Here is a 24,315-nt window from a genome sequence, read left to right on the forward strand (position 1 = left end):
AGCTGTGACCGCAGGAAGTGCACACGTACGAGATTCCGCCGTTGTCGCCGAGGACCTGGGCCACATGTGCGGAACCGCAGGAAGGGCAGCTGAGGCGGGTCCCCGTGTGCCGTGTCCCGCCTGCGTCGGAGAAGTGACCGACTTCTCCGAGGATGCACGAAGGCATCACTGCTCCCTCCCGTCGGGCCGCGCCCCCTTCCGGCCGTTTGATTCTGCCACGGCCCGGCCGATGCGGTCAGCGACGCCTCAGGACCGGTCCGGACACCGCACCCGCGACGGCCGTCGCAGCGAAGGGCGAGCATGCATGTGAGAAGCGCTTCCGCAGAGGTATACGCCCCCGGGGCCCCGAGTGACTCAAGGCGGCGGGGAAGAGCGCCCCGAGGGCCGCCACACCGACGGGCCGGCGGAGCGCTCCGCCCGGGCGGGAGAGCCTGTGGCCGCGGGGGGGCGGGAGGCGTGGGGACGGGCACGGCGACAACAGAAGATCCCGCCCCTGTGGGGACGGGATCCTCGTACCGATCCTCGGCGACTCCGCGGAGTGCCGATCGGTGGAGCTAAGGAGAATTGAACTCCTGACCTCTTGCATGCCATGCAAGCGCTCTACCAACTGAGCTATAGCCCCTTGCCGTCATGCGGCGGAACCGCATGCCTTGTCCGCCCCGCCGGGCGAGGCGAACAAGAAGAACTCTAGCCTGCCACCTGCTGGAAAGTGAAATCCGGGGTCCCCCGCCGCTTCGGGCGGCAGTCAGTCGTCGTCGCCGAGCACCGGTTCCGGCAGCGTCCCCGCGTTGTGCTCCAGCAGGCGCCAGCCGCGGGCGCCCTCGCCGAGGACGGACCAGCAGCAGTTGGAGAGGCCGCCGAGGCTCTCCCAGTGGCGGCCCTCCAGGCCGAGCAGGCGGCCGATGGTGGTGCGGATGGTGCCGCCGTGGCTGACCACGACGAGCGTGCCGTCGTCGGGCAGCTTGTCGGCGTGCCGCAGCACGACGGGCGCGGCCCGCTCGGCGACCTCGCTCTCCAGTTCGCCGCCGCCGCGGCGCACGGGCTCGCCGCGCTTCCAGGCCGTGTACTCGTCGCCGTGGCGTTCGATGATCTCGTCGTGGGTCAGGCCCTGCCACACCCCCGCGTACGTCTCACGCAGGCCCTCGTCGTGGGTGACGTCGAGCCCGGTGAGCACGGCGAGTTCGGCGGCGGTGTTCGCCGCCCGCTGCAGGTCCGAGGAGACGATCGCGTCGGGGCGCAGCGAGGCGAGCAGCCGCGCGGCGCGACGGGCCTGGGCCACGCCCGTCTCGGTGAGTTCGACGTCGGTCGTGCCCTGGAAGCGGCGCTCCACGTTCCAGGACGTCTGGCCGTGGCGCCACAGGATGACGCGGCGGCCCCGGCCGGGCCGGCCGGGGCCCACCTCACCGGTGCGGCTCACCGCCACTCACCGCCGGGCCCCGCCGCCTCCTGGGCCGCCTGTAGCTTGGCGTGCTCCTCGGCCTTGCCGCGGGTCGCCCTGGCGTCCTCGGGCAGCTCGATCTCGGGGCAGTCCTTCCACAGGCGCTCCAGCGCGTAGAAGACGCGCTCCTCGCTGTGCTGGACGTGGACGACGATGTCGACGTAGTCGAGCAGGACCCAGCGGGCCTCGCGGTCGCCCTCGCGGCGTACCGGCTTGGCGCCGCACTCCTTCAGCAGCCGCTCCTCGATCTCGTCGACGATCGACTTGACCTGGCGGTCGTTGGGCGCGGAGGCCAGCAGGAAGGCGTCCGTGATCGACAGCACGTCGCTGACGTCGTAGGCGATGATGTCGTGCGCGAGCTTGTCGGCGGCGGCCTGGGCCGCGGTGTCGATCAGCTCGAGGGAACGGTCGGTTGCGGTCACTGCAGGGCTTTCCGTCGGCGGTCGTTTGCCCTCCAGGGTCTCACGGACCGCCGCCGGCACCCCACGTGATAACGGGATCACGCGCGGTGGGTACGCTCCGTCACCGGGACCGGGCCCCGGGGCGCCGGTCCGTCCCCCGGGTCGCCCCGGGGGGCGGCGGTCAGGACGAGGAGGGCTTGTAGTCCTGGCCGAGGACCACCGAGACGTCGGCGTTCCCGGAGACCTTGCCCCGGGTGACCGCCCCGGTGGGCAGGCCGAGGGTCTTGGCGACCTCGGTGGCGCCGTCCTTGTCGGCGGCGTCGGCGTAGGTGACCGTGGAGGTCGCCCGGACGGTGCCGGTGCCGGCGTCCAGGAAGGTGAAGCCGCCGTTGAGGAGGACGACGCGGGCCTTGTCGGTGGTGCCCGTCGCGCCGCTGGCGTCGCGCACGGAGACGCGGACGGCGCTGCCCCGGTCGGGGCTCTTGGCGGTACCGCCGAGGACGTCCTTGACGACGCTGTCGGACGCCTTCGCGTTCAGGGTGCCGTCGTCCTGGACGGGCAGCAGGGCGGTCTTGTAGTCGCCGCCCTTGGCGAGGTCGGCCAGCTTGGCGAGGAAGGTGCCGAGGTCCTTGTCGGTGAGCGAGGGGTCGAGGATCTGCGCCAGGGTCTGCACCGTGACCGTAGCGGCCTGCGGGTCGGACGACAGCTTCCGCAGCACACCCTGCATGACCTGGCCGAACCGCTGCAACTGGGCGTTCTGGGACTCGCCGGAGGCGCGGTAGGTGGCGTAGGCGACGGCCGTCTTGCCGCTGAGGGTCCGGTCGGCGCCCTTGCGCACGACGGGGGGCACGCCCTTCTTCCCGGCGTCCGGGTCGGGGACGTCGGTGTCCGCGTCGACCTCGATGTTGCCGACGAGGTCGACGAGGTTCTGCAGGTAGGGGGTGTCCAGACGCCAGGTGCCCTGGATGTCGGTGCCGAGGACGCCGTCGAGCGCCTCGCGGGTACCGGAGGAGCCGTCGCCGTCGACGGACTTCGCGAGTGTCGTGGTGGTGCCGTCGTCGGCGGTCAGGGCGAGGGCGTTGGGCAGCAGGACGGTGGTGCCCTGCCGGGTGGTGGAGTTGTCGACGAGCAGCGCGGTGGCGGTGCCGCCCTTCTTGGTGTCGTGCAGGTGGACGACGATCACGTCGCGCTTCTGGGCGCCCGCGGCGGTGGTACCGCCGGTCTCGGCCGCGGAGTCCGACAGGCCCGGCAGCTTCCCGGCGTACCAGAGGTAGCCGACGCCGCCGACGGCGACCAGGGCGAGGGCGACCAGGAGGGCGATCATGCGGCTGCGGGCGCGGCGGCGCGCCTCCTCGCGGCGCTCGGTGCGGTTCTCGGTGAACTTCAGCCAGTCGATGACGTCCTCGGAGTCCCGGTCGGGCTCCTCGACGAAAGCGAACTGCTCGGTGTGGTAATCCCGTTCGGCGGGCCCGTCGGGCGCCTCCTGCCCGGCGGGGCCGGCCTGCTGCGGGATGTGGGCGGTCTGCTCGGCGAGCCGGGACTGCTGCCCGCCGGCCGGGGACCACCCGTAGGGGTCGGATCCGTCGGCGGCCTGCCGGGGCGTGCCGTGGAGGGCGTGCTCCCCGGCGGGCTGCCGGCCCGTCTCGTAGCTGCCGTGGTGCCCTGCGGCGGGGTGCTGGGGGGTGCCGTACGGGTCGTGGCCGGGAACGACGCCCTGCGGGGAGGTGCCGTAGGAGTCGTAGCCGGCGGGTGCCTGCTGCGGCGAGCCGTAGGGGTCGTGTCCGGTGGGCTGCTGGTGCCCTCCGGTGCCGTAGGGGTCGTACGGAGGTACCGGCGGCTGCTGACCGGTCGCGTACGGGTCGTAGCCGTAGCCCTGCTGTGCGTGAGGGTCGTACGCCGGGTGGGTTGCCTGCTGGGGCGGGACCTGCCGGTAGACCGGCTGCCCGTACTCGTCGTAGCCGACGAGTTCGTACTGGTCGCCCCCCTGACCCGCGTCGTATCCGTCGTTCACCGGTAGCCCCTCTCGGCTCACTCGCCGCGGTACAGCTCGCGTTTGGCGATGTAGCGCACGACTCCGTCCGGCACCAGATACCAGATGGGGTCGCCCTTGGCGACTCTCGCACGGCAGTCCGTGGAGGAGATGGCGAGGGCCGGGACCTCGACGAGGGAGACTCCGCCCGCGGGCAGCCCGGGGTCGTCGAGGTGGTGGCCGGGCCGGGTGACACCGATGAAGTGGGCGAGGGAGAACAGTTCCTCGGTGTCCCGCCAGGTCAGGATCTGGGCGAGCGCGTCGGCACCGGTGATGAAGAACAGGTCGGTGTCGGGGTTGAGGGCACGCAGGTCGCGCAGGGTGTCGACGGTGTACGTCGGACCGCCGCGGTCGAGGTCGATGCGGCTCACGGAGAACTGCGGGTTCTCGGCGGTGGCGATGACCGTCATCAGGTAGCGGTCCTCGGCCGGGGAGACCTTGCGGTGGGTCTTCTGCCACGGCTGGCCGGTCGGGACGAAGACGACCTCGTCCAGGTGGAACTGCGCGGCGACCTCGCTGGCCGCCACCAGGTGGCCGTGGTGGATCGGGTCGAAGGTGCCGCCCATGACGCCGAGGCGGCGCTTGCCCGGGTGCGACGGTCCGGCTCCGGGGTCGGTCGCGGGCCGGGGCGCTGCTGCGCACGCCGCGTCGGCCGCGCGGTGGTCCGTGTCGACCGGGCCGCGCACGGTACCGTGCGCCGGACCGGTAGGCATGTCCTGCTCTCCCATGCGTGCAGACCCTACCGGCCCGGTCCGAGAGCCTCCGCCGCCGGCTTCCCGGCGCCGACCGGGAGGGGCTGCCGGGCCGCGCTCAGCGGTCGCGGTTGAAGCGGGTGGTGACCCACAGCAGGAGCAGCAGGATGACGAGGGCGCTGCCGCCGGTGACGTAGGGGCTGAGGCTCTCGTGGTTGCCGCCGTGCTCCTCGCCCTCGGCGGCGAGGGTGACCAACTGGGCAGCGGCGCTGTGGAAGCTCATCTGCAGGACCTATCCGGTGTGGGCGGGATGAAGAACGTCGGCCCATCGTAAGCGGGTGCCTCCTCGGCGATCACGCCGACTCCGCCAATGGGAGCCGCCGCTCGGCCGCACCGGGTCCCGGGGAACTTTCCGGGAGCCTCAGTCGTCCTTCCGGCTGTAGCCCCGGAGCAGGAACCACGCGGTCAGAACACACCCGACGAGCATCACGATCAGGATGACCCGGAGCAGGTACCCCGAGCCCTCGTGCGGGGCGGCACCCGCGGCCTCGGCGAACCAGGCGGCGGCAGGGGGGTACTCCATGGCAGGGAACTCCTTCGCTGTGGTGCCCGTCCACGGTAACTCCACCTAGGCTGGGCTCTGCTTCGGGGGCACACAGGGCCGCAGACGGCCACACCGACGCACATGGGGGACCACATGTCCGAAGACGGCCACCGGCACGACGGGCACGAGAACGTGCCGAGCAGGCAGCGCAGGCGCTTCCCGGGGATCTCCTCGCGTGCGTACGAGCACCCGGCGGACCGCTCGGCCCTCGTGGCACTGCGCAAGCTGAGCGGGTTCGACACCGTCTTCAAGGCGCTCAGCGGACTGCTGCCCGAGCGGAGCCTGCGGCTGCTGTTCCTGTCCGACTCGGTACGGGTGTCGGACCAGCAGTTCGCCCATCTCAACGACATGCTGCGGGACGCCTGTTACATCCTGGACCTGGAGAAGGTCCCGCCGATGTACGTCAGCCAGGACCCGCAGCCGAACGCGATGTGCATCGGACTGGACGAGCCGATCATCGTGGTGACCACCGGGCTCGTCGAGCTGCTCGACGAGGAGGAGATGCGGGCGGTGATCGGCCACGAGGTGGGCCACGCGCTGTCCGGCCACGCGGTCTACCGGACGATTCTGCTGTTCCTGACCAGCCTGGCCGTCCGGGTCGCCTGGATCCCGCTGGGCAACCTGGCGATCATGGCGATCGTCACCGCGTTGCGGGAGTGGTTCCGCAAGTCGGAGCTGTCCGCCGACCGGGCGGGCCTGCTGGTGGGCCAGGACCTGACGGCCTCGATGCGCGGCCTGATGAAGATCGCGGGCGGCAACCACCTGCACGAGATGAACGTGGACGCGTTCCTCCAGCAGGCCGAGGAGTACGAGGCAGGGGGCGATCTGCGCGACTCCGTGCTGAAGATCCTCAACGTGCTGCCGCGCTCGCACCCGTTCACGGCCGTGCGGGCGGCCGAGCTGAAGAAGTGGGCCGCCTCCCGCGACTACCAGCGGATCATGGACGGCCACTACCCTCGGCGCAGCGAGGACAAGGACGCCTCGGTCTCCGACTCCTTCCGTGAGTCCGCGGCGCACTACGCCGGCCACGTCAAGTCGTCGAAGGACCCGCTGATGAAGCTGGTCAGCGACCTCGCGGGCGGGGCGGGCGACCTGGGCGGCCGGGTCCGGCGCGGCTTCGCCGGGTTCACGGGACCGGGCGGCCGGGAGGGAGCCCAGGGCGCCGGGGGCGCGACGACGAAGGACCGTCCCTCGACGGATCCGCGGGACGACGAGGACTGACGCTCCAGGCGGGAGGTGGGCGGCGCCTCAGCCCGGCCGGCCCGCGGCGAGTGGCGAGTGGCGAGTCCAGGACGGCCGCAGCGGGGCGTTTCCCGGACGGTCGGCGCACGCTCACATGCCTCGGGGGACCGGTGGACGGACGGTGCCGTGGCCCGGACGGCGCGCGGCGGGCGGGCAACGGCCGTCGGCCGAGGCGTCACGGCCCGGTGGGGCCCCGGTCCGGTTCCGCTCACACCCGCGGCTGGGCTCCCGTCGCCATGGAGCCGCACAGGGCCGTCGCACCTCCCGTGGCGTAGGGGTCGGTGCCGGCCGGGCCACCGCCCGTAGCGGTCTGCCCGGCGAGCAGCGGGTGCAGCCGGTCGGTGCTGTCCCCGGAGCAGGACAGCGGCCCGGCCTGCGCCGAGGAGGCGACCAGCTGGGCCTGGTGCAGGCGCAGGTCCTCACGGTCGAAGCGGAACTGCACCTGGCGGCGGACGGTGAACAGGGAGATCTGGTCGCCCGCACCGGAGCCGGCCGGGCTCAGGGCGTAGACGAAGGTGTGGTCGGCGGTGACCTCGAGGGTGGCGGAGTCGGTCTCCGCGGCCTGGAGGGTGCCCTGGACGCGGATCTTGCGGTCGGCGAGCCGGACCTCGGAGGAGGCGAAGCGGATCAGCCATCCGGTGGGCGCGTGCCGGCCGTCGGCTGCCGGGTGGTCGAAGGTCTTGTCGAACTGGTCGAGTTGGCCGGGATCGACCAGCAGGCGCACGGGGCGGATCTGCTCTCCGGTGAGCACCTCGGGGTACAGGGAGGAGTGGACCAGGTAGTCCTTGGCGGTGGTCAGCGCGGCCACGACCTGGCTCTCGGAGAAGTGCGCGGTGCGCCGCGAGGCCGGCAGCGGTATGCCCTCGGCGCCGATCCGGAAATGGGCGGCGGGGCTGTGCGCGTACAGGTACTCGGCGTCGGCCGCGCCGGGCACCGGGCTTTCGGGGGCGAGCGGGACGACCGTCATGCGCAGGGGTTCCGGGGGCCGCCGCGCCTCGGAGGAGGAGTACGGGTGCCGTATGCCCATGTAGACGGCGGTGCTGAAAGCGACGGCGATCAGCAGGGCCAGGACCAGCACCTGCCGGGACAGGCTGCGGCGCAGGGGCGGACGGCGGCGCACGGCGGGGGTGTGCTCGGTCATCCGCTCCTGGGCGGAGTACTCCTGGAGGCGCGCAGCGCGGACGAACGACTCGTCGAAGACGACGGATCGGTACTCGTCCTCACTACCACCGGGGGCTCCCTCGGGCGTCCCCTCGGGTGGCTCTCCAGGCCCGCCCATACCTTCAGGGTAGGTCTCCTCAAGCCCCGATAAACGCCCAGGTACACGACAAGTTCTGACAGGTCCTCAACAGCGGTCGGGGGTGTCAGGAGGTACGGGCGTCAGGGGGTGCGGGGGACCGCGGAGACGGCGGGCTGGGAGTAGTCCGCGGAGGCCGAGGGAACGACCCCGCCCGCCCCGTCCAGCCCGGTCGAGGCGGGCGGCGGCGGGACCCGGTCGTGGTTGCCTCCCGAGGAGGCGCCCCGGTAGACCGCGGCGAAGGCGAGCGCGACCATGCCGATCCCCATCACGAGGGCGAGGATCCAGGCGACGGGACGGTGCCAGCGGGCCTGCCGGCCGTACGCGCGCCGGGTGCCGTAGCGGTCGTCGAAGGCGTAGGCGTCGTCGGCGTCGTCCAGGTCGCCGTAGCCGGGATCACGGCCGGGCCTCCCGTACCCGTCGAGTCCGTGGCCGTCGTCGTGGCGCTCGACGCGGCGGCGGGCGCGACGGGCCTCGGACTCGGAGGCCTCCGCTCTCGCCCGGGCGGCGGCCAGGAGGCGTTCGACGGCAGTCGGCTCATGCACCGCGGCCGCCCGCACGAAGGCCTCGTCGAAGACCACGGAGGCGAACTCTTCGTCCGACACCCCGCGGTCGTGGTCGTCGTCGGGCTCCCAGCCGTCACGAAACGGCATGCCCCCCACGTCCTCCGGCACAGATCCAGAGTAGACCTGGGGGGTCAATTTGGGCAGACGGTATGGAAATTCATCCGCCGGGTGAGACGGCTTTCACGCGGCGCGCGTCCGGTCCGGGAGCGCATGCCGGTCGCATATGCGCCCGCCGGGCGGGGGACTCAGCGGCGTACGTGCCCGTCGCCGGTGACGATGTACTTGGTGCTGGTCAGCTCGGGGAGGCCCATGGGGCCGCGGGCGTGCAGCTTCTGCGTGGAGATGCCGATCTCGGCACCGAAGCCGAACTGGCCGCCGTCGGTGAACCGGGTGGAGGCGTTCACGGCGACGGTGGTGGAGTCCACCAGCCGGGTGAAGCGGCGGGCCGCCGCCTGCGAGGTGGTGACGATGGCCTCGGTGTGACCGGAGGTCCACAGCCGGATGTGCTCCACGGCCCGGTCGAGGGAGTCGACGACGGCCGCGGCGATGTCGTACGACAGGTACTCCGTCTCCCAGTCCTCCGGCGTGGCCTCCACCACGGTCGCCCGGGAGGCCTCGGCGTGGGCCATCACGCGCTCGTCGGCGTGGACGGTGACACCGGCGTCGGCCAGGGCGTCCAGGGCGCGGGGCAGGAACTCGGCGGCGATGTCCTGGTGGACCAGGAGGGTCTCGGCGGCGTTGCAGACACCGACGCGCTGCGCCTTGGAGTTGATCAGGATCTCGACGGCCATGTCGAGGTCGGCCTGCGCGTCGACGTAGACGTGGCAGTTCCCGGTACCGGTCTCGATGACCGGGACGACGGACTCCTGCACGACGGCGTTGATCAGCGAGGCGCCGCCGCGCGGGATCAGCACGTCGACCAGGCCGCGGGCGCGCATCAGCTCGCGCACGCTCTCGCGGCTCTCGCCCGGCACCAGCTGGACGGCGTCGGCGGGCAGCCCCGCCCCGCCGACGGCGTCGCGGAGCACCCGTACCAGGGCGGTGTTCGAGCGGTAGGCCGAGGAGGAACCGCGCAGCAGGACGGCGTTGCCGGACTTCAGGCAGAGGGCGGCGGCGTCGACGGTGACGTTGGGGCGGCCCTCGTAGACGATGCCGACGACACCCAGCGGGACGCGGACCTGGCGCAGGTCGATGCCGTTGGGCAGGGTGGAGCCGCGGACGACCTCGCCGACGGGGTCGGGCAGGGCGGCCACGTCGCGCACGTCCGCGGCGATGGCGCGGACCCGTTCCGGGGTGAGGGTGAGCCGGTCGATCATGCCGTCGCTCATACCGCTCTCACGAGCCTTGGCCAGGTCCAGCGCGTTGGCCTCCACGATCTCGCTCGTGCGGACCTCCAGCGCGTCGGCGACGGCGAGCAGCGCGTCGTCCTTCTCGGCCCGCGGCAGCGGGGCGAGCGTCGCGGCAGCGGCCTTGGCGCGGTAGGCGGCCTGGGTGACCGGGGACATGGAGTCGTACGGCGAGAGCGTGGTCATGGGGGAAGGGTAGTGCGCCGGACGGCGCCGGCCACCGCGTGTCCCACACCCCGAGACGTTCTCAAAACGGGTGAACTCCGACAGGGACCGCCGGGGGCGGGCCGTACCCCTCGGCCACCCGCTGGTGGTACGTCTCGCGGTCGATCACCTCCAGGCCGACGATCTCCCAGGGCGGCAGCCCGGCGGTTCGGCGGTGCTCGCCCCACAGGCGCAGCGCGACGGCGGCGGCGTCGTGCAGGTCCCGGGCCTCCTCCCAGTAGCGGATCTCCGCGTGGTCACCGGCGTAGCGACTGGTCAGCAGGAAGGGATGGTCGTGGGCGAGCTGCTCCAGTCCCCGCCGCACCTCTTTCAGCGGGACCTCCCGGCCGGAGACGCTGAGGGTGACGTGCCACAGCCGCGGCAGGTCGACGGGGCCGCTGCCGTCGGTCCCGGCGCCGGGGCCGGGGACGCTGGCGAGAGAGCGCTCCGCGCCGTCTGCGCGGGGACCGCGGAGGCCGCGGGCACCCGGGTTCGTGCCACCGCGGGACGCCGCAGCCTCGGGGCGTACTCGTCTCACGACGGCCACGACGGCCTCCTTCGCCCGGTCCTCGCCCACTGCTCGTACGGAATGTGCGTCGCGGGCACATCCCCTGGGACACAGTTGAGCAGGCCGTACGGCTTCGCGGGGCGGTTTTACGGAACGTCCCCCACCGGGACGGAGGGTTTCGACACCGTTTACGGGTGGAGGAGGACCAGGTCGTCCCTGTGTACGACCTCGCGTTCGTACGCCGGGCCCAGCTCGCGGGCGAGTTCCCGGGTGGAACGGCCGAGCAGCCGGGGGATCTCCTTGGCGTCGAAGTTGACGAGTCCGCGGGCCACCGCGCGCCCCGTGCCGTCCCGCAGTTCCACGGGGTCGCCGGCGCTGAACTCGCCCTCGACGGCGGCGATACCGGCCGGCAGCAGGGAGGTGCGCCGCTCGACGACCGCGCGGACCGCGCCGTCGTCCAGGGTGAGGGAACCCTGCGGGGTGGAGGCGTGCTGGAGCCACAGCAGGCGGTCGGCGGAGCGCTTGCCCGTGGGGTGGAAGTAGGTGCCGGTGTCGCCGCCCTGGAGCGCGACCGCGGCGTGCACCGCGCTGGTCAGGACGACGGGAATGCCCGCTGCGGCGGCGATGCGGGCGGCCTCGACCTTGGTGACCATGCCGCCGGTGCCGACGCCGGCCTTGCCCGCGCTGCCGATCTGCACGCCCAAGAGGTCGTCGGGGCCGCGCACCTCCGCGATGCGCGAGGTGCCCGGCTTGCCGGGGTCGCCGTCGTACACGCCGTCGATGTCCGACAGCAGGACCAGCAGGTCCGCCCTGACCAGGTGGGCGACGAGGGCGGCGAGACGGTCGTTGTCGCCGAAGCGGATCTCGTCGGTCGCGACGGTGTCGTTCTCGTTGACGACGGGCAGGGCCCCCATGGCCAGCAGCTTGTCCAGGGTCCGGGAGGCGTTGCGGTGGTGCGCGCGCCGGCTCATGTCGTCACTGGTCAGCAGCACCTGCCCGACACGGACGCCGTATCGGGCGAAGGAGGCGGTGTAGCGGGCCACGAGCAGGCCCTGGCCGACGCTGGCGGCGGCCTGCTGCCGGGCCAGGTCCTTGGGGCGGCGGCGCAGGCCGAGGGGGGCGAGTCCGGCGGCGATGGCACCGGAGGAGACCAGGACGATCTCCCTCTCACCGCCGCTGCGGGTCTTGGCGAGGACGTCGACGAGCGCGTCGACGCGATCCGCGTCGAGTCCGCCGGCCGCGGTGGTCAGGGACGAGGAACCGACCTTGACGACGATCCGGTGGGCCCTGGCGACCTGTTGCCTCGCCGCCATGACGCCGTTCTGCCTTGCCGCTGACACCTGCGGTCCATCCCCTTCACACACGCTCCTGCGGGCCGATGCCCTGAGCGGCAATCTACGCGAAGCGGGGCGGGGACCGCGCTCCGGTTCCGGTGAGTGGGCGGGATCCGGCGCGGCCGTAGCGCCGGCCACCCGGCCGGAGGGGACGCCGCTCGCGGTCCGGCGCGCGGGTACCGCCCGGCCGCAACAGTCCCCGGCCGTGCCCTCGCCCTCCCCGTCGGCACGCCGCCGCGACCGCCCCGGGCCCCCGTCTCGCCGCCGGTCCGGGGAGGGGCGCGCTCCCCGGACCCCCGCGCTCGCCCGTCCCCACGCTCCGTCCCGTCCCCGCGCGCCACTGCCGCTGCGGCGACCGGCTCTCACGGTCCCCGCCCGGTCCTGCGCGCGGGGACGCGGTGCCTGATGCCGCCCTCGGGGCGGGACTCAGGCGTGGTGGTGCTGCCAGCCCCGCCAGGCCGAGTCGATCATGTCGTCGAGGCCGTGGCGGGCCGACCAGCCCAGTTCCCGGCGGATGCGGTCGGCGGAGGCCACCACGCGCGCCGGGTCGCCGGGCCTGCGTTCCGTCACCACCGGGGCGAGGTCCGAACGGCCGGTGACCTTGAGGATGTGGTCGACCATCTCCCGGACCGAACTGCCCTCGCCGCGGCCGACGTTGAGGGTGAGCGCGGTGCCGGGCTCGGCATCGGCCAGGCGGACGGCCGCGGCCAGGTGCGCGGCGGCGATGTCCTGGACGTGGATGTAGTCCCGCACGCAGGTGCCGTCCGGCGTGCTGTAGTCGTCGCCGAAGACGCGCGGCGCCTCGCCGGCCTCCAGGCGCTCGAACACCATCGGGACGAGGTTGAACACGCCCGTGTCGGCCAGCTCGGGGCCGGCCGCTCCGGCGACGTTGAAGTAGCGCAGGCTGGCCGCGCGCAGCCCGCCGGCCCGTGCGGCGGCGTTGATGAGCCATTCGCCGACCAGCTTGGTCTCCCCGTAAGGGCTCATCGGCGCACAGGGGGTCTCCTCGGTGACGAGGTCCACGTCGGGCATGCCGTAGACGGCCGCGGAGGAGGAGAAGACGAGCCGGTCGACGCCGGTGGCCGCCATGACCTCCAGCAGCGTCTGCAGGCCGGTGACGTTCTCCCGGTAGTAGTGGAGCGGCTGCTCGACCGACTCCCCCACCTGCTTCTTGGCCGCGATGTGCACGACACCCGTCACGGCGTGGTCGCGGACCGCCCGTTCCAGCAGGGCCGCGTCCAGCACACTGCCGACGACCAGCGGCACGCCGGCGGGCACGCGGTCGGCGCTGCCGGTCGACAGGTCGTCGTAGACGACGACGCTCTGGCCTCCCCCGATCAGCGCACGCACCACATGCGCCCCGATGTATCCGGCTCCGCCCGTGACCAGCCAGCTCATCCGCACGTCTCCTCCGTCGACGGTCATCGGATGCAGACTCGCCGCTGCGCACCGGAAAATCGAATCAGACATACGGACCGCAAGTCGACAAGAAGGTGCAAATGGCGGACGGATGGGAGTTCCTGCGGGGCAAGCGGGCGCCCGCCACCTCGCCCACGGAAACAGCACGTGAATCCTTTACCCTGAGGGCTGCGGCACCCCGGGCCGCAGGCGAGCGCCCCGGCCCGCCGACCCCCTCGCGGTCAGCCCTCGGAACAGGTTGTAAGGATGCCCCGACTCTCACTCATCGTCCCTGCCTACAAGGTGCAGGGCTATCTCTCCGAGTGTCTCGACTCCGTCCTCGGCCAGGACTACACGGACTTCGAGATCATCGCGGTGGACGACTGCTCGCCCGACGGGTCCGGGGCCATCCTCGACGACTACGCCCGGCGCGACGCACGCGTTCACGTGATCCATCTCACCCAGAACGTCGGCCTGGGGCACGCCCGGAACGCGGGCATGGAGAAGGCCCGGGGCGACTACATCCTCTTCCTCGACAGCGACGACACGATGACCGAGGGGGCGCTGGGGGCGATCGCCGACCGCCTGGACGCCACCGGGGACCCCGAGATCCTCATCTACGACTACGCCCGCTCCTACTGGGACGGCCGCATCGAGCGCAACTACCGCGCCGACCTGCTCCGGAGCGACGGCCAGGACGTGCTCCGGCTGGCGGACCGCCCCCAGCTGCTCGACCTGCTCCAGATCGTCTGGAACAAGGCGTACCGCCGCGACTTCGTCGACCGGGTCGGCCTCACGTTCCCCACCGGGTACTACGAGGACGCCCCCTGGACGTACTGCTCCCTGATCAGCGCCGAGAGCATCACCCTGCTCGACCGGGTGGGCGTGCTCTACCGGCAGCGCAGGGAGGGCGGCAACATCCTCAAGACCACCAGCCGCAAGCACTTCGACGTCTTCGACCAGTACCAGCGCGTCTTCGACTTCCTCGACGCGCACCCCGAGCTGGACCAGTGGCGCGAGCCGCTGTTCCGCAAGATGGTGGGCCACTACCTGACGGTGCTGGAGAAGCCCGGGCGGCTGCCGAGCAGCGACCGCGCGGAGTTCTTCCACCGTGCGTCCGCCGACTACCGGGCGCGGGTACCGAAGGGCTTCACCCGGCCCGCGGGCGGGAAGGGCAAGAAGCTCGCGCTGCTGGAGCGGGACGCCTACGCCGCCTGGGCCGGTGCGATGACCGCGGTCAAGTTCCGTCAGACCGTCAGGAAGCGCGCCCGCACGGCCGTCAGCCTCTCCAAGCGCGGCGCGATGGGCGCCTTCTACCAGTCCCAGCTGCGCCTGCCGCTCGACGAGAACCTCGCCGTGTTCTCGTCGTACTGGAGCCGCAGCGTCTCCTGCAACCCCGCCGCCATAGACGCCCGGCTCGCCCTTCTCGCCCCGCACATCCGCCGGGTGTGGGTGCTCAGGCCGGACGCCGTGGGCGAGGTACCGGCGGGCGTCGACCACGTGCTCCTGGGGTCGCGCGAGTGCTGGGCGGCGCTGGCCCGCGCCAAGTACCTGGTCAACAACGTGAACTTCGCTGACGTCGTGGTCAAACGCGAGGGCCAGATCCACGTGCAGACCCACCACGGCACCCCGCTGAAGACCATGGGCCTGGACCAGCGCAAGTACCCGGCCTCCACCGACATGGACTTCGACAAGCTGCTGGAGCGCTGCGACCGCTGGGACTACAGCGTCAGCGCCAACCGGTTCTCCACCACCGTGTGGGAGCGCGTGTACCCCTGCTCGTACACCACCCTGGAGACCGGCTACCCGCGCAACGACGTCCTGGTGAACGCCACGGCCGCCGATGTGCGCCGGGCACGTGCGGCGCTCGGGCTGGCCGACGGCACCCGCGCGTTCCTCTACATGCCGACCCACCGCGAGTACCAGCCGGACTTCCGGCCCCACCTCGACCTCGCCCGGATGGCGGAGGAACTGGGCCCGGACGTGACGCTGCTGGTACGCGGCCACTACTTCTACGGCTCCTCCCCGCGCCTGGCCGACCTGCGCCGCAGCGGCCGGATCGTCGACGTGTCCGCCCACCACCCGGTCGAGGACCTCTACCTCGCCGCCGACGCGCTGATCACGGACTACTCCTCCGCGATGTTCGACTACGCCGTACTGGACCGGCCGATCATCATCCACGCTCCCGACTGGGACGTGTACTCCGCCGTCCGCGGCACCTACTTCAACCTGCTCCAGGAGTCGCCCGGCGCGGTGTCGACCTCGCAGGCCGAACTGGTCAGGCTGCTGGACTCCGGTGACTACGACACCGCCGACACGACCGAGCGCCGCGCCGCCTTCCGCAGCCGTTTCTGTGAATTCGACGACGGCCGCGCAGCCGAACGGGTGGTTCGAAGCGTCTTCCTCGGTGAGGACACCCCGGTGCCCTTCGTCCCGTTCCCCGAGCGCACCCACGCTCCGACTCCCGCCCAGGCGCTCGCACCCGTCGAGCGGGCCTGACCCCGACAAGGAGACCCACCACGCCATGGCCCCTCGGCTCAGTGTCATCGTCCCGATCTACAACGTGGAGCGGTATCTGTCCGCGTGCCTGACGTCGCTGGCCGCGCAGACCATGCCCGACCTCGAGGTCGTCATGGTCGACGACGGCTCACCGGACGGCTCCGCGGCCATCGCCGAGGAGTTCGCCGCGAAGGACGCGCGGTTCCGCCTGGTGACGCGGGAGAACGGCGGCCTGGGCGCGGCCCGCAACACCGGCCTGGAGCACCTGGCGCCGCAGAGCGAGTTCATCGCCTTCGTCGACAGTGACGACGTCATACCGTCGGACGCCTACCGGCTGATGCTGGCGAGCCTGGACGAGTCCGGCTCGGACTTCGTCACCGGCAACGTGCTGCACGTCAACAGCAGCAAGATCTGGCAGTCGCCGATGCACCGGATCCTGTCGCGCGGTGCCGTGCAGGGCACGCACGTCACCCGCGACCTGCGGCTGCTGACCGACCGGATCGCCTGCAACAAGGTGTTCCGCAGGTCCTTCTGGGAGCGTCACGGCTTCCGCTTCCCCGAGGGCGTGCTCTACGAGGACACCCCGGTGATCGTCCCGGCCCAGTTCCTGGCCCGGTCCGTCGACGTCATCAGTGCCCCCACGTACTACTGGCGCCTGCGTGACGGCGAGGCCGCCCCGTCCATCACCCAGCGCCGCTCCGAGCCGAAGGCGGTCCGCGACCGCACGGCCGCCGTCCAGTCCGTCAGCCGCTTCTTCGCCGAGCGCCCGGAGCCGGCGGCCGCCGAGATGAAGCGCGAGTACGACCGCACGGTACTCACCGGTGACCTGCGGATCTTCCTGAACGTCCTGCCCGAGGGCAAGGAGGAGTTCCACGCCGAGTTCTTCCGCGTGGTCAACGGCTACCTCGACCAGGTCGATCCGGACCTGGTCATGGAACTGCCCGCACCCGCCCGCGTGAAGTGGCTGCTGGTGCGCAAGCACGCCCTGGCGGAGCTGCTGGAGCTGTTCGAGTCCGAGCGGCGCGGCGACCGCGTCCGCATCGACGGCCTGCTGCGCAAGTACGCCGCCTTCTCCGCGCTGGAGAACAGCTCGGTCCGGCTGCCCAGGCGCGTGCTGCGCATCGACCGCGACATGACGGCGGCGGCCCCGCTGCGCGAACTCAGCTGGCGCGGTGGAAAGCTGCACATGGCCGGCCACGCCTGGATCAACCGGGTCGACCAGTCCGGCCCGCGCAGTGCCATCAAGGTGCTGGCACTCAAGCGCGACGGCTCCCGCAAGCGCAGCGTGCTGCCGCTGCGCAACGTGCACGCGCCCGAGTGCACCGCGCTGTCCAACCAGCGCCAGTACAACTACGACTGGGCCGGCTGGGAGTACGAGTTCGACCCGGCCCGGCTGCGCCGCGGCAAGACCTGGCAGGAGGGCACCTGGCACCTGGGCGTCGGCATCGCCTCGGCCGGCCTGGTCCGCAAGAAGGCCATCCACACCAGTGGCGCCGCCGCCCAGAACCACGCCACCTACCAGTGGCTGGACGAGAACTTCCGGATACTGCCCAGCACTGCCACCGGCTCGCTCAAGCTGCGGATCGAGCGGGTGCGCGCCGTGGTCACCGACCGCCGCCAGGTCGACGACACCCTGGAGCTGACGGGCGAGATCCGGGTGCCGCTGTCGGCGAACGAGCGTGTCGCGCTGTCCGTCACCAACCGCAAGAGCGGCGAACGGCTCGACTACCCCGTCGAGCTGGGCACGACCCAGGGCGAGCGCACCTCGTTCCGCGTCTGCGTGCCCTTGGAGGACGTGGCACTGCTGCCCGAGCACATCGACGCCACCGGCACCGACGTCTCCAGCGGCGGCGCCGACCCGGCGCAGGTCGCCACGCGTACCTGGTCGACGGAACTGGTCGCGACCGACCTGGAAGGCAAGAAGCGCAAGTTCGGCACCGTCGTCGCGGACGCGCTCCCGGACCTTCAGATCCGGCTGCCGCACTCCCTCGGGGACGGCGCGGACCGCTTCGAGCTCGCGGTACTGGCCGGCAACACCGGCTACCTGAAGTTCACCGGCCGCAGCCTGCGCGCCTGCGTCACCGACGTGCGCTGGGCCGACGGCCGCTACACCGTGCACGGCACGGCCCCGCAGGACATCACCGGCTGGACGTTCCTGATCAAGGCGCGCGACTACTTCGACGAGAAGACCGTCGATCTGACGGTGGACGCAGACGGCCGCTTCGAGGCCCACTTCACGCCGTCCCGGATGTCCGGCGCGGCGCAGAGCCTGCCGCTGAAGACGGGCCGCTGGAACCTGTTCCTGCGCTCCGGGGGCGACGAGCCGGACATGCCGTGCATCCTGGACCGGCACGCCGCCCCGAAGCTGCCGGTCTCCGGCGAGCACAACGGCCGCGGCTACGACTTCGAAGCCCGCTGGTTCGACCACCCCCAGCTGCACTGCCTGCCCGACCTGACGATGGAGGAGCGCGGCGCCTTCCACCAGGCCCGGCTGCGCAGCGAGGTGTACGAGCAGGGCCGCACCAAGCCGCTGCGCGAGTCGGTGCTGTTCATCAGCTACAACGGCAAGCAGTACTCCGACAGCCCGCGCGCCATCCACGAGGAACTGATGCGCCGCGGCACGGACCTGGAGCAGCTGTGGCTGGTCCGCGACGGCCAGGTGGACGTGCCGTCGACCGTCACCCCGGTGCGGTTCCAGGGCGCCGACTGGTACGACGCGCTGGCCCGCTGCCGTTACATCGTCACCAACGCGCACCTGCCGCACTGGATCGAGCGCCGTCCCGAGCAGGTCGTCGTGCAGACCTGGCACGGCACCATGCTGAAGAAGATCGGCCTGGACATCGACGCGCCGAAGTTCAACCCGGACTACCACGACCAGCTGCGGCTGGAAGCGGCCAACTGGTCGATGATGGTCTCCTCCAACCGCTTCAGCACCCCGATCCTGAAGCGGGCCATGGCCTTCGACGGCGAGATCGTCGAGACCGGCTACCCCCGCAACGACTACCTGTACGCCTCCGACCTGGACGAGCGGGCGGCGGAGGTGCGGCGGCGGATCGGCATCCCCGAGGGGAAGAAGGTCGTGCTGTACGCGCCGACGTGGCGGGACGACCTCTCGCACCGCGTCGGCCAGTTCCGCTTCGAGCTGCGCCTGGACCTGGAGGACGCCCAGCGCCGCCTGGGCGACGACCACGTCCTGATGATCCGCCGGCACTCGAACGTCGTGGACAGCATCCCCGGCGCGGGCAACGGGTTCGTCTTCGACGTCTCGGAGTACCCGGACATCGCGGACCTGTACGTCGCGGCGGACATGATGATCACGGACTACTCGTCGGTGATGTTCGACTTCGCGCACCTGCGCCGTCCGATGCTGTTCTTCACCTACGACCTGGAGCACTACCGGGACCGGCTGCGCGGGTTCTACTTCGACTTCGAGAACGACGCACCCGGACCGCTGATCCACACCTCCGGGGAACTCATCGACGCGATCCGCGACATCGACAGGGTGTCGGACAAGTACCGCGCCGAGTACGACCGCTTCCACACACTGTTCTGCGACCTGGACGACGGCCATGCCGCCGAACGGGTCGCCGACCTGATGTTCGAGCAGGCGCGCCGGTACGACAGCAGGCTCTGATCCGCCGGCGCCGGACACGGCGAAGGGCCGCCCTGGTGGGCGGCCCTTCGCCGTGTCGGCCGACGGGCCCGGAAGGTCGGTGCCGCCGGCCGGCCGGCGGACTCAGACGGTCACGGTCTTCACGGACAGCTGCGCCGCGCTGTTGAAGTACGGGCGCACCTCGACGCCCTTGGGCGGCTTGGGCGCGGCCGTGCCGGTGACCTTCCGCTTGACCCGGCGCAGCTGCCGGCCCAGCGGGCTCGGCCGGGCAGCCACGGCGGGCTTCAGCACGGGCCGCGGGTAGGTGTAGACGTCGATCGGCTTCAGGACATCGGTGGCGAGCTTGCTCAGCGGCAGCCGGTCGGCGCCGGGTGCGGGCCGCAGCCACACGTCCCAGATGGTCTCCTTGCCCTTGTGGTCGCCGATCAGCCGCTTGCTGTCGAGCCGGGCCACCAGCGCCCCGCCGGAGCCCGGCTGCGTGTCGAAGGTGACCGTCGCCGGCACCTTGCCGCGCCGGGTCGCCTCGATGACGGTCCCGTTCGGCGCCGCGCCCCACAGCGCGGCGTCGACGACCAGCGTGAAGCCGTCCACGGTGAGGCCCGCCACCTCGGCGTGCCGGTCACGGACCCGGCTGCGCACGCGCAGCCGCCCGTCGTCCTGCCGGTACGGCAGCAGCCACTCCAGGGCCGGGCCGTCGCCGGGCCGCGGCAGCTCGACCGTGAGCAGGTCCCGGGTGTCCACGCCGAAGCCGTCCGTGGTCAGCGGCACCTCCAGGCCGTCCGCGGTGCCCACGGACACCTCCCACTCGCCCTCGGACAGCCCGTCGTGCCAGGGCACGAGTGCCTCACCGGCCGGGGACAGCGGGAAGCGGCGCTCCTCGTCGTCCTGGCAGGGCCGGCGGCAGATGATGTCGACCTCGCCGAGGTCGACGGGCATCCGCTCCACGGCGATGAGGACGGAGCCGTCGCCCTGGACGACGGCGGTGGCGGTGTGCGGAAGCCGGCGGCGGGCCAGGGCCCGTTCCAGGATGGCCTCGAACCGCTCGCGGCTGCCCGTCTCGTGGAAGCGTTCGGCGTTGCGCACGGCGGCCCGGCCCATGCTCCGGCGGCGCTCGTCGTCCTCGACCAGCGTCATCATCGCGGCGGTCATCGCCGCGACGTCGTCCTTGGGCACGACGAAGCCGTCCTCGCCGTCGGCGATGATGTTGCGCGGCCCGTGGTCGGCGTCGGTGCTGATCACCGGCAGCCCGGCGGCCATCGCCTCGACGATGACGTTGCCGAAGGCCTCGCGCCTGGAGGGCATCAGGAACACCGATCCCTTGGCGAACTCCGGTGACACCGGGGTGGCCGGGCCCATCAGCAGCACGTCGTTGTACAGGCCGAGCTTCTCGATCTGCTTGCGCAGATTCGCCTTCTCCGCGCCGGTGCCGTAGATGCGCAGCTTCCAGCCGGGGTGCCTGGCGACCACCGGGGCGAAGGCCTCGACGGCCATGGCGAAGTTCTTGTTCTCCTTCAGCAGCCCCGCCGCGATGATCACCTTGTTGTCACCGGTGGAGCGGTGCGTGGAGGCGGGCACGCAGTTCGGCATGACCTCCAGCCGGTTGCGTACACCGGGCACGAGCTTGCCCAGGCTCGCGACCTCCTCGGGGGTGAGGGCGGTGATCGCGTCGAGGTCGTGGTAGGTGCGGAAGAGCGGCTTCTTCTCCCATTCCGCGTAGATCGCGGGCATGGAGTGCTCCTGGGCCAGCCGCAGATAGTCCTTGCGGGCGTGGCTGAGCATGATGGTGATCCGCGGGCTGGAGCTGACCACCGCGTCGGCGTCGGTGGTCTCCAGCCACTCCAGCAGCCTCAGTTCGGCGAGCCGGCTGATCCACGGCCTGCCTTCCCTCTCCTTCGGTGGAAAGACGTAGACCTTCGGGAACTCCTGGATCAGCGGGTTGTCCAGGTCGGACGCCGGGGAGTTGCCGCGCAGGTCGGTGAGGACGGTGACCTTCACCCGCGGGTCGAGCGGGAAGTAGGACGCGTCGCGCGACTTGCGCAGGCACACGATCTCCACGTCGTGCTTCTCCGCCAGCGCCCCTGCGAGGTTCTGCGTCGCGCTCACCACACCGCCGATGTGGCAGAGGTTGCTGACAATGAACGAGATCTTCATCTGTACAAGTACTTTCCGTCCGGCGGTGAGGCGCAGCGCTGGCAGGCGCCGACGACAGAAGCCGCTGTCGCCTCAAGGAAGACGTGTCACCGCTCGGAAAAGTTGTCGGCCGCGGGCCGATTCGACGGCAATCGGGTGAACTCCGCCTCCGGGACGGGTCAGAACGGTTCGAAGTCGTCGTACGCGCGCTCCGACTCGTCCCGTTCGGCCTGCCGGTCGCGGCGGCGCTGCGCCGCGGGGCGGGGCGCCTCGAAGCGGTGGTCCTCACCGCGCCTGCCCAGCATCTCCGCACCGGCCGTCACGGTCGGCTCCCAGTCGAAGACGACCGCGTTCTCCTCGGGGCCGATCGCCACACCGTCACCGGAGCGGGCGCCCGCCTTCATCAACTCCTCTTCCACGCCGAGGCGGTTGAGCCGGTCGGCGAGGTAGCCGACGGCCTCGTCGTTGTTGAAGTCGGTCTGGCGCACCCAGCGTTCGGGCTTCTCGCCGCGGACACGGAAGAGCGGCTCGCCGCCGACGTCCTCCCGGGTGACCGTGAAGCCCGCGTCGTCGACCGCCTTGGGCCGGATGACGATCCGGGTGGCCTCCTCCCTGGGCCTGGACGCCCGTGCCTTCGCCACCAGCTCGCCCAGCGCGTACGTCAGCTCCTTCAGCCCGGTGTGCGCCACCGCGGACACCTCGAAGACCCGGTAGCCCCGCGCTTCGAGGTCCGGCTGCACCATCTCGGCGAGGTCGCGGCCGTCCGGCACGTCGATCTTGTTCAGGACGACGATGCGCGGACGGTTGTCCAGGCCTCCGTACTGCCGCAGCTCCTCCTCGATGACGTCGAGGTCGGAGACCGGGTCGCGCTCGGCCTCCAGGGTGGCCGTGTCGAGGACGTGGACGAGCACGCTGCACCGCTCCACGTGCCGCAGGAACTCCAGCCCCAGGCCCTTGCCCTCGCTGGCGCCCGGGATCAGACCGGGCACGTCGGCGACGGTGTAGACGGTCGAGCCGCTGGTGACCACACCGAGGTTGGGGACGAGGGTGGTGAAGGGGTAGTCGGCGATCTTCGGCCGGGCCGCCGACAGCACCGAGATGAGGGAGGACTTGCCCGCGCTCGGGTATCCGACCAGCGCCACGTCGGCGACGGTCTTCAGCTCCAGGACGACGTCCCGGAGATCCCCCGGCTCGCCCAGCAGCGCGAACCCGGGCGCCTTGCGGCGGGCGGAGGCGAGAGCGGCGTTGCCCAGCCCGCCCCGGCCGCCCTGTGCGGCGATGTACGACGTGCCGTGGCCGACCAGGTCGGCGAGGACGTTGCCCGCCTTGTCGAGTACGACCGTGCCGTCCGGCACCGGCAGGACCAGGTCCTGGCCGTCCTTGCCGGAACGGTTGCCGCCCTCGCCCGGCTTGCCGTTGGTGGCCTTGCGGTGCGGGGAGTGGTGGTAGTCGAGGAGCGTGGTCACCGACTGGTCGACGGTGAGGATCACATCGCCGCCTCGCCCGCCGTTGCCGCCGTCGGGCCCGCCCAGCGGTTTGAACTTCTCACGGTGGACGGAGGCACAGCCGTGGCCTCCGCTACCCGCGGCGACATGCAGCTCGACGCGGTCCACGAAGGTGGTCATGGTTCAGTGCCTCCAGATACGTGCGGTCATGGCGTTGCAGTGCTGTGTTCCATGAGAACAAGCGAAAGGCGGACCCGCCTTCCCGCACGGGAAGTGAGGTCCGCCTCGCGAAGTGATGCGTCCGGTCAGGCGACCGGAACGATGTTCACGACCTTGCGGCCGCGGTGGGTGCCGAACTGCACCGCGCCGGCCTGCAGGGCGAACAGCGTGTCGTCGCCGCCACGGCCCACACCCGCACCCGGGTGGAAGTGGGTACCACGCTGGCGGATCAGGATCTCGCCCGCGTTCACGACCTGACCGCCGAAGCGCTTCACGCCGAGCCGCTGGGCATTGGAGTCGCGACCGTTCCGGGTGGACGATGCGCCCTTCTTGTGTGCCATCTCTCCTCAGTCCTTACTTCGCAGCCGTGGGGATCGACGTGACCTTGATCGCCGTGTACTGCTGGCGGTGGCCCTGGCGACGGCGGTAACCGGTCTTGTTCTTGTAGCGCAGAATGTCGATCTTCTGCCCCTTGTGGTGGTCCACGACCTCGGCCTGGACCTTGATGCCGGCCAGCACCCACGGGTCGCTGGTCACGGCGTCGCCGTCGACAACGAGCAGGGTCGAGAGCTCGACCGTGTCGCCAACCTTGGCGGTGGAAATCTTGTCAACCTCGACGATGTCGCCGACAGCAACCTTGTGCTGCCGACCACCGCTGCGCACGATGGCGTACACGCGGAACTCACTCTCTCGCTCGGGAAACGAACCCCCGCAGGCCAGCCTCCCGTGATGCACGGGCGACCTCTCCCAGCCACCCTGTGACCGGGAGGAAGAAGGTTTACGGGGATGCGGCGTGTGCTGTGGACACGCCGACGGTCCAGGTTACGGGGCCACGGCCGAGACGGTCAAACCGGGTCCGGGCCCCCGGAACGCGGCCCAGAACGGGGCACGGCCGGTCACCCGGACCGGCCGCACCCCGCATCGGTCACGCCGTAGCGGCTCAGCTCTCCTCTGCGGAGGCCGGGACCGCGGTCTTCTTCGCCGCCGTCTTCTTCGCCGCCGTCTTGGTGGTCTTCGCCGCCTTCTTGGCCGCCGCCGTCTTGGCCGTCGCCTTCTTGGCCGCGGTCTTCTTGGCCGCGGTCTTCTTGGCCGCGGTCTTCTTGGCCGCGGCCGTCTTGGTGGCGGCCTTCTTCGCCGTGGCCTTCTTGGCGACCTTGCGGGCCGCCTTCCTGGCCGGCGCCGCCTCCTCCTCGGCCTCGGGACCGGCCCCGGCAGCACCCTGCGCGGACGCCTCCGCCCCAGCTGCCTCGTCCTGCGCCGCCGGCAGCACCACGACGGCCGTGTCCTCCGACGCGGTCGGCGCGGTGGCCTTGCGCACGGCACGGCGCCGCGGACGGGCCGGAGCGGCGG

Annotated in this window: 19 protein-coding genes, 1 tRNA gene and 1 pseudogene; 3 read left to right on the forward strand and 18 right to left on the reverse strand. The window is 71.6% G+C overall.

Annotation, left to right across the window (positions count from 1 at the left end):
* Positions 1 to 549: 549 nt before the first annotated feature.
* The 7 genes from I3F54_RS20065 to I3F54_RS20095 form a co-directional block, all read right to left on the reverse strand.
* Positions 550 to 622, reverse strand: a tRNA-Ala gene (locus I3F54_RS20065).
* 123 nt (positions 623 to 745) lie between these two features.
* Entirely contained in the window at positions 746 to 1,417 is a 672-nt protein-coding gene (locus I3F54_RS20070; protein WP_240120205.1) for a histidine phosphatase family protein, read from the reverse strand.
* On the reverse strand, positions 1,414 to 1,860 hold the full coding sequence (gene rsfS, locus I3F54_RS20075; protein ID WP_240120206.1) for a ribosome silencing factor: 447 nt from the start codon (positions 1,858 to 1,860) through the stop codon (positions 1,414 to 1,416). The genes I3F54_RS20070 and rsfS overlap by 4 nt, the downstream gene beginning before the upstream one ends.
* A gap of 160 nt (positions 1,861 to 2,020) precedes the next feature.
* Positions 2,021 to 3,850 (reverse strand): LCP family protein, encoded by a 1,830-nt coding sequence (locus I3F54_RS20080; protein WP_240120207.1) that lies wholly within the window; start codon positions 3,848 to 3,850, stop codon positions 2,021 to 2,023.
* A 17-nt stretch (positions 3,851 to 3,867) separates the two neighbouring features.
* A complete protein-coding gene (nadD, locus tag I3F54_RS20085; RefSeq protein WP_240120208.1) occupies positions 3,868 to 4,596 on the reverse strand; it encodes a nicotinate-nucleotide adenylyltransferase in 729 nt (242 codons plus the stop codon).
* 82 nt (positions 4,597 to 4,678) lie between these two features.
* Complete coding sequence (locus I3F54_RS20090) at positions 4,679 to 4,843, reverse strand: hypothetical protein (RefSeq protein WP_205384439.1); 165 nt, start codon at positions 4,841 to 4,843, stop codon at positions 4,679 to 4,681.
* 138 nt (positions 4,844 to 4,981) lie between these two features.
* A complete protein-coding gene (locus I3F54_RS20095) occupies positions 4,982 to 5,143 on the reverse strand; it encodes a hypothetical protein (RefSeq protein WP_240120209.1) in 162 nt (53 codons plus the stop codon).
* A 114-nt stretch (positions 5,144 to 5,257) separates the two neighbouring features.
* Between I3F54_RS20095 and I3F54_RS20100 the strand changes: the two genes are divergently transcribed.
* The gene (locus I3F54_RS20100; RefSeq protein ID WP_240120210.1) at positions 5,258 to 6,385 is read left to right on the forward strand and encodes a M48 family metallopeptidase; all 1,128 of its coding nucleotides are present in this window, start codon (positions 5,258 to 5,260) and stop codon (positions 6,383 to 6,385) included.
* Between the two features lie 229 nt (positions 6,386 to 6,614).
* Here the strand turns inward: I3F54_RS20100 and I3F54_RS20105 are convergent, their stop codons facing one another.
* The 6 genes from I3F54_RS20105 to galE all read right to left on the reverse strand — a co-directional run bounded on the left by I3F54_RS20105 (position 6,615) and on the right by galE (position 13,059).
* A complete protein-coding gene (locus I3F54_RS20105) occupies positions 6,615 to 7,685 on the reverse strand; it encodes a hypothetical protein (protein ID WP_240120211.1) in 1,071 nt (356 codons plus the stop codon).
* Positions 7,686 to 7,786: 101 nt separating this feature from the next.
* Complete coding sequence (locus tag I3F54_RS20110) at positions 7,787 to 8,404, reverse strand: hypothetical protein (protein WP_240120212.1); 618 nt, start codon at positions 8,402 to 8,404, stop codon at positions 7,787 to 7,789.
* Between the two features lie 110 nt (positions 8,405 to 8,514).
* Positions 8,515 to 9,801, reverse strand: coding sequence for a glutamate-5-semialdehyde dehydrogenase (locus I3F54_RS20115; protein ID WP_240120213.1), 1,287 nt, complete (start codon positions 9,799 to 9,801; stop codon positions 8,515 to 8,517).
* Positions 9,802 to 9,862: 61 nt separating this feature from the next.
* Positions 9,863 to 10,357, reverse strand: a complete 495-nt coding sequence (locus I3F54_RS20120) for a hypothetical protein (protein ID WP_240120223.1) — start codon at positions 10,355 to 10,357, stop codon at positions 9,863 to 9,865.
* 158 nt (positions 10,358 to 10,515) lie between these two features.
* Complete coding sequence (gene proB, locus I3F54_RS20125) at positions 10,516 to 11,640, reverse strand: glutamate 5-kinase (protein ID WP_240120214.1); 1,125 nt, start codon at positions 11,638 to 11,640, stop codon at positions 10,516 to 10,518.
* Positions 11,641 to 12,087: 447 nt separating this feature from the next.
* A complete protein-coding gene (gene galE / locus I3F54_RS20130) occupies positions 12,088 to 13,059 on the reverse strand; it encodes a UDP-glucose 4-epimerase GalE (protein WP_240120224.1) in 972 nt (323 codons plus the stop codon).
* 267 nt (positions 13,060 to 13,326) lie between these two features.
* Between galE and I3F54_RS20135 the strand changes: the two genes are divergently transcribed.
* Together I3F54_RS20135 and I3F54_RS20140 are read left to right on the forward strand one after the other, a co-directional pair.
* Entirely contained in the window at positions 13,327 to 15,558 is a 2,232-nt protein-coding gene (locus tag I3F54_RS20135; RefSeq protein ID WP_240120215.1) for a bifunctional glycosyltransferase family 2 protein/CDP-glycerol:glycerophosphate glycerophosphotransferase, read from the forward strand.
* A gap of 25 nt (positions 15,559 to 15,583) precedes the next feature.
* Positions 15,584 to 19,192 carry a bifunctional glycosyltransferase/CDP-glycerol:glycerophosphate glycerophosphotransferase gene (locus tag I3F54_RS20140; protein WP_240120216.1) on the forward strand — a complete coding sequence of 1,203 codons (3,609 nt, stop codon included), beginning with the start codon at positions 15,584 to 15,586 and terminating at the stop codon, positions 19,190 to 19,192.
* Between the two features lie 102 nt (positions 19,193 to 19,294).
* On the opposite strand, the gene I3F54_RS20145 is transcribed toward I3F54_RS20140, so the two are convergent.
* From I3F54_RS20145 to I3F54_RS20165, 5 genes and pseudogenes are all read right to left on the reverse strand, one after another.
* A complete protein-coding gene (locus tag I3F54_RS20145; protein ID WP_240120217.1) occupies positions 19,295 to 21,322 on the reverse strand; it encodes a glycosyltransferase family 4 protein in 2,028 nt (675 codons plus the stop codon).
* A 158-nt stretch (positions 21,323 to 21,480) separates the two neighbouring features.
* Entirely contained in the window at positions 21,481 to 22,926 is a 1,446-nt protein-coding gene (gene obgE / locus I3F54_RS20150) for a GTPase ObgE (protein ID WP_240120218.1), read from the reverse strand.
* Positions 22,927 to 23,051: 125 nt separating this feature from the next.
* A complete protein-coding gene (gene rpmA, locus I3F54_RS20155; RefSeq protein ID WP_205384449.1) occupies positions 23,052 to 23,306 on the reverse strand; it encodes a 50S ribosomal protein L27 in 255 nt (84 codons plus the stop codon).
* 13 nt (positions 23,307 to 23,319) lie between these two features.
* Positions 23,320 to 23,640, reverse strand: coding sequence for a 50S ribosomal protein L21 (gene rplU / locus I3F54_RS20160; RefSeq protein ID WP_009188585.1), 321 nt, complete (start codon positions 23,638 to 23,640; stop codon positions 23,320 to 23,322).
* A 265-nt stretch (positions 23,641 to 23,905) separates the two neighbouring features.
* Positions 23,906 to 24,315, reverse strand: a pseudogene (locus I3F54_RS20165) (ribonuclease E/G); the annotation flags it as partial.

This window comes from Streptomyces sp. MUM 2J, from assembly GCF_022414535.1.
GTDB lineage: Bacteria > Actinomycetota > Actinomycetes > Streptomycetales > Streptomycetaceae > Streptomyces.

What these genes read in the sequence shown, in the direction of transcription:
- nadD (WP_240120208.1), bottom strand. Translation starts at nt 4,596, where the DNA reads ATGGGAGAGCAGGACATGCCTACCGGTCCGGCGCACGGTACCGTGCGC.
- I3F54_RS20090 (WP_205384439.1), bottom strand. Translation starts at nt 4,843, where the DNA reads ATGAGCTTCCACAGCGCCGCTGCCCAGTTGGTCACCCTCGCCGCCGAG.
- I3F54_RS20095 (WP_240120209.1), bottom strand. Translation starts at nt 5,143, where the DNA reads ATGGAGTACCCCCCTGCCGCCGCCTGGTTCGCCGAGGCCGCGGGTGCC.
- I3F54_RS20100 (WP_240120210.1), top strand. Translation starts at nt 5,258, where the DNA reads ATGTCCGAAGACGGCCACCGGCACGACGGGCACGAGAACGTGCCGAGC.
- I3F54_RS20105 (WP_240120211.1), bottom strand. Translation starts at nt 7,685, where the DNA reads ATGGGCGGGCCTGGAGAGCCACCCGAGGGGACGCCCGAGGGAGCCCCC.
- I3F54_RS20115 (WP_240120213.1), bottom strand. Translation starts at nt 9,801, where the DNA reads ATGACCACGCTCTCGCCGTACGACTCCATGTCCCCGGTCACCCAGGCC.
- proB (WP_240120214.1), bottom strand. Translation starts at nt 11,640, where the DNA reads ATGGCGGCGAGGCAACAGGTCGCCAGGGCCCACCGGATCGTCGTCAAG.
- galE (WP_240120224.1), bottom strand. Translation starts at nt 13,059, where the DNA reads ATGAGCTGGCTGGTCACGGGCGGAGCCGGATACATCGGGGCGCATGTG.
- I3F54_RS20135 (WP_240120215.1), top strand. Translation starts at nt 13,327, where the DNA reads ATGCCCCGACTCTCACTCATCGTCCCTGCCTACAAGGTGCAGGGCTAT.
- I3F54_RS20140 (WP_240120216.1), top strand. Translation starts at nt 15,584, where the DNA reads ATGGCCCCTCGGCTCAGTGTCATCGTCCCGATCTACAACGTGGAGCGG.
- I3F54_RS20145 (WP_240120217.1), bottom strand. Translation starts at nt 21,322, where the DNA reads ATGAAGATCTCGTTCATTGTCAGCAACCTCTGCCACATCGGCGGTGTG.
- obgE (WP_240120218.1), bottom strand. Translation starts at nt 22,926, where the DNA reads ATGACCACCTTCGTGGACCGCGTCGAGCTGCATGTCGCCGCGGGTAGC.
- rpmA (WP_205384449.1), bottom strand. Translation starts at nt 23,306, where the DNA reads ATGGCACACAAGAAGGGCGCATCGTCCACCCGGAACGGTCGCGACTCC.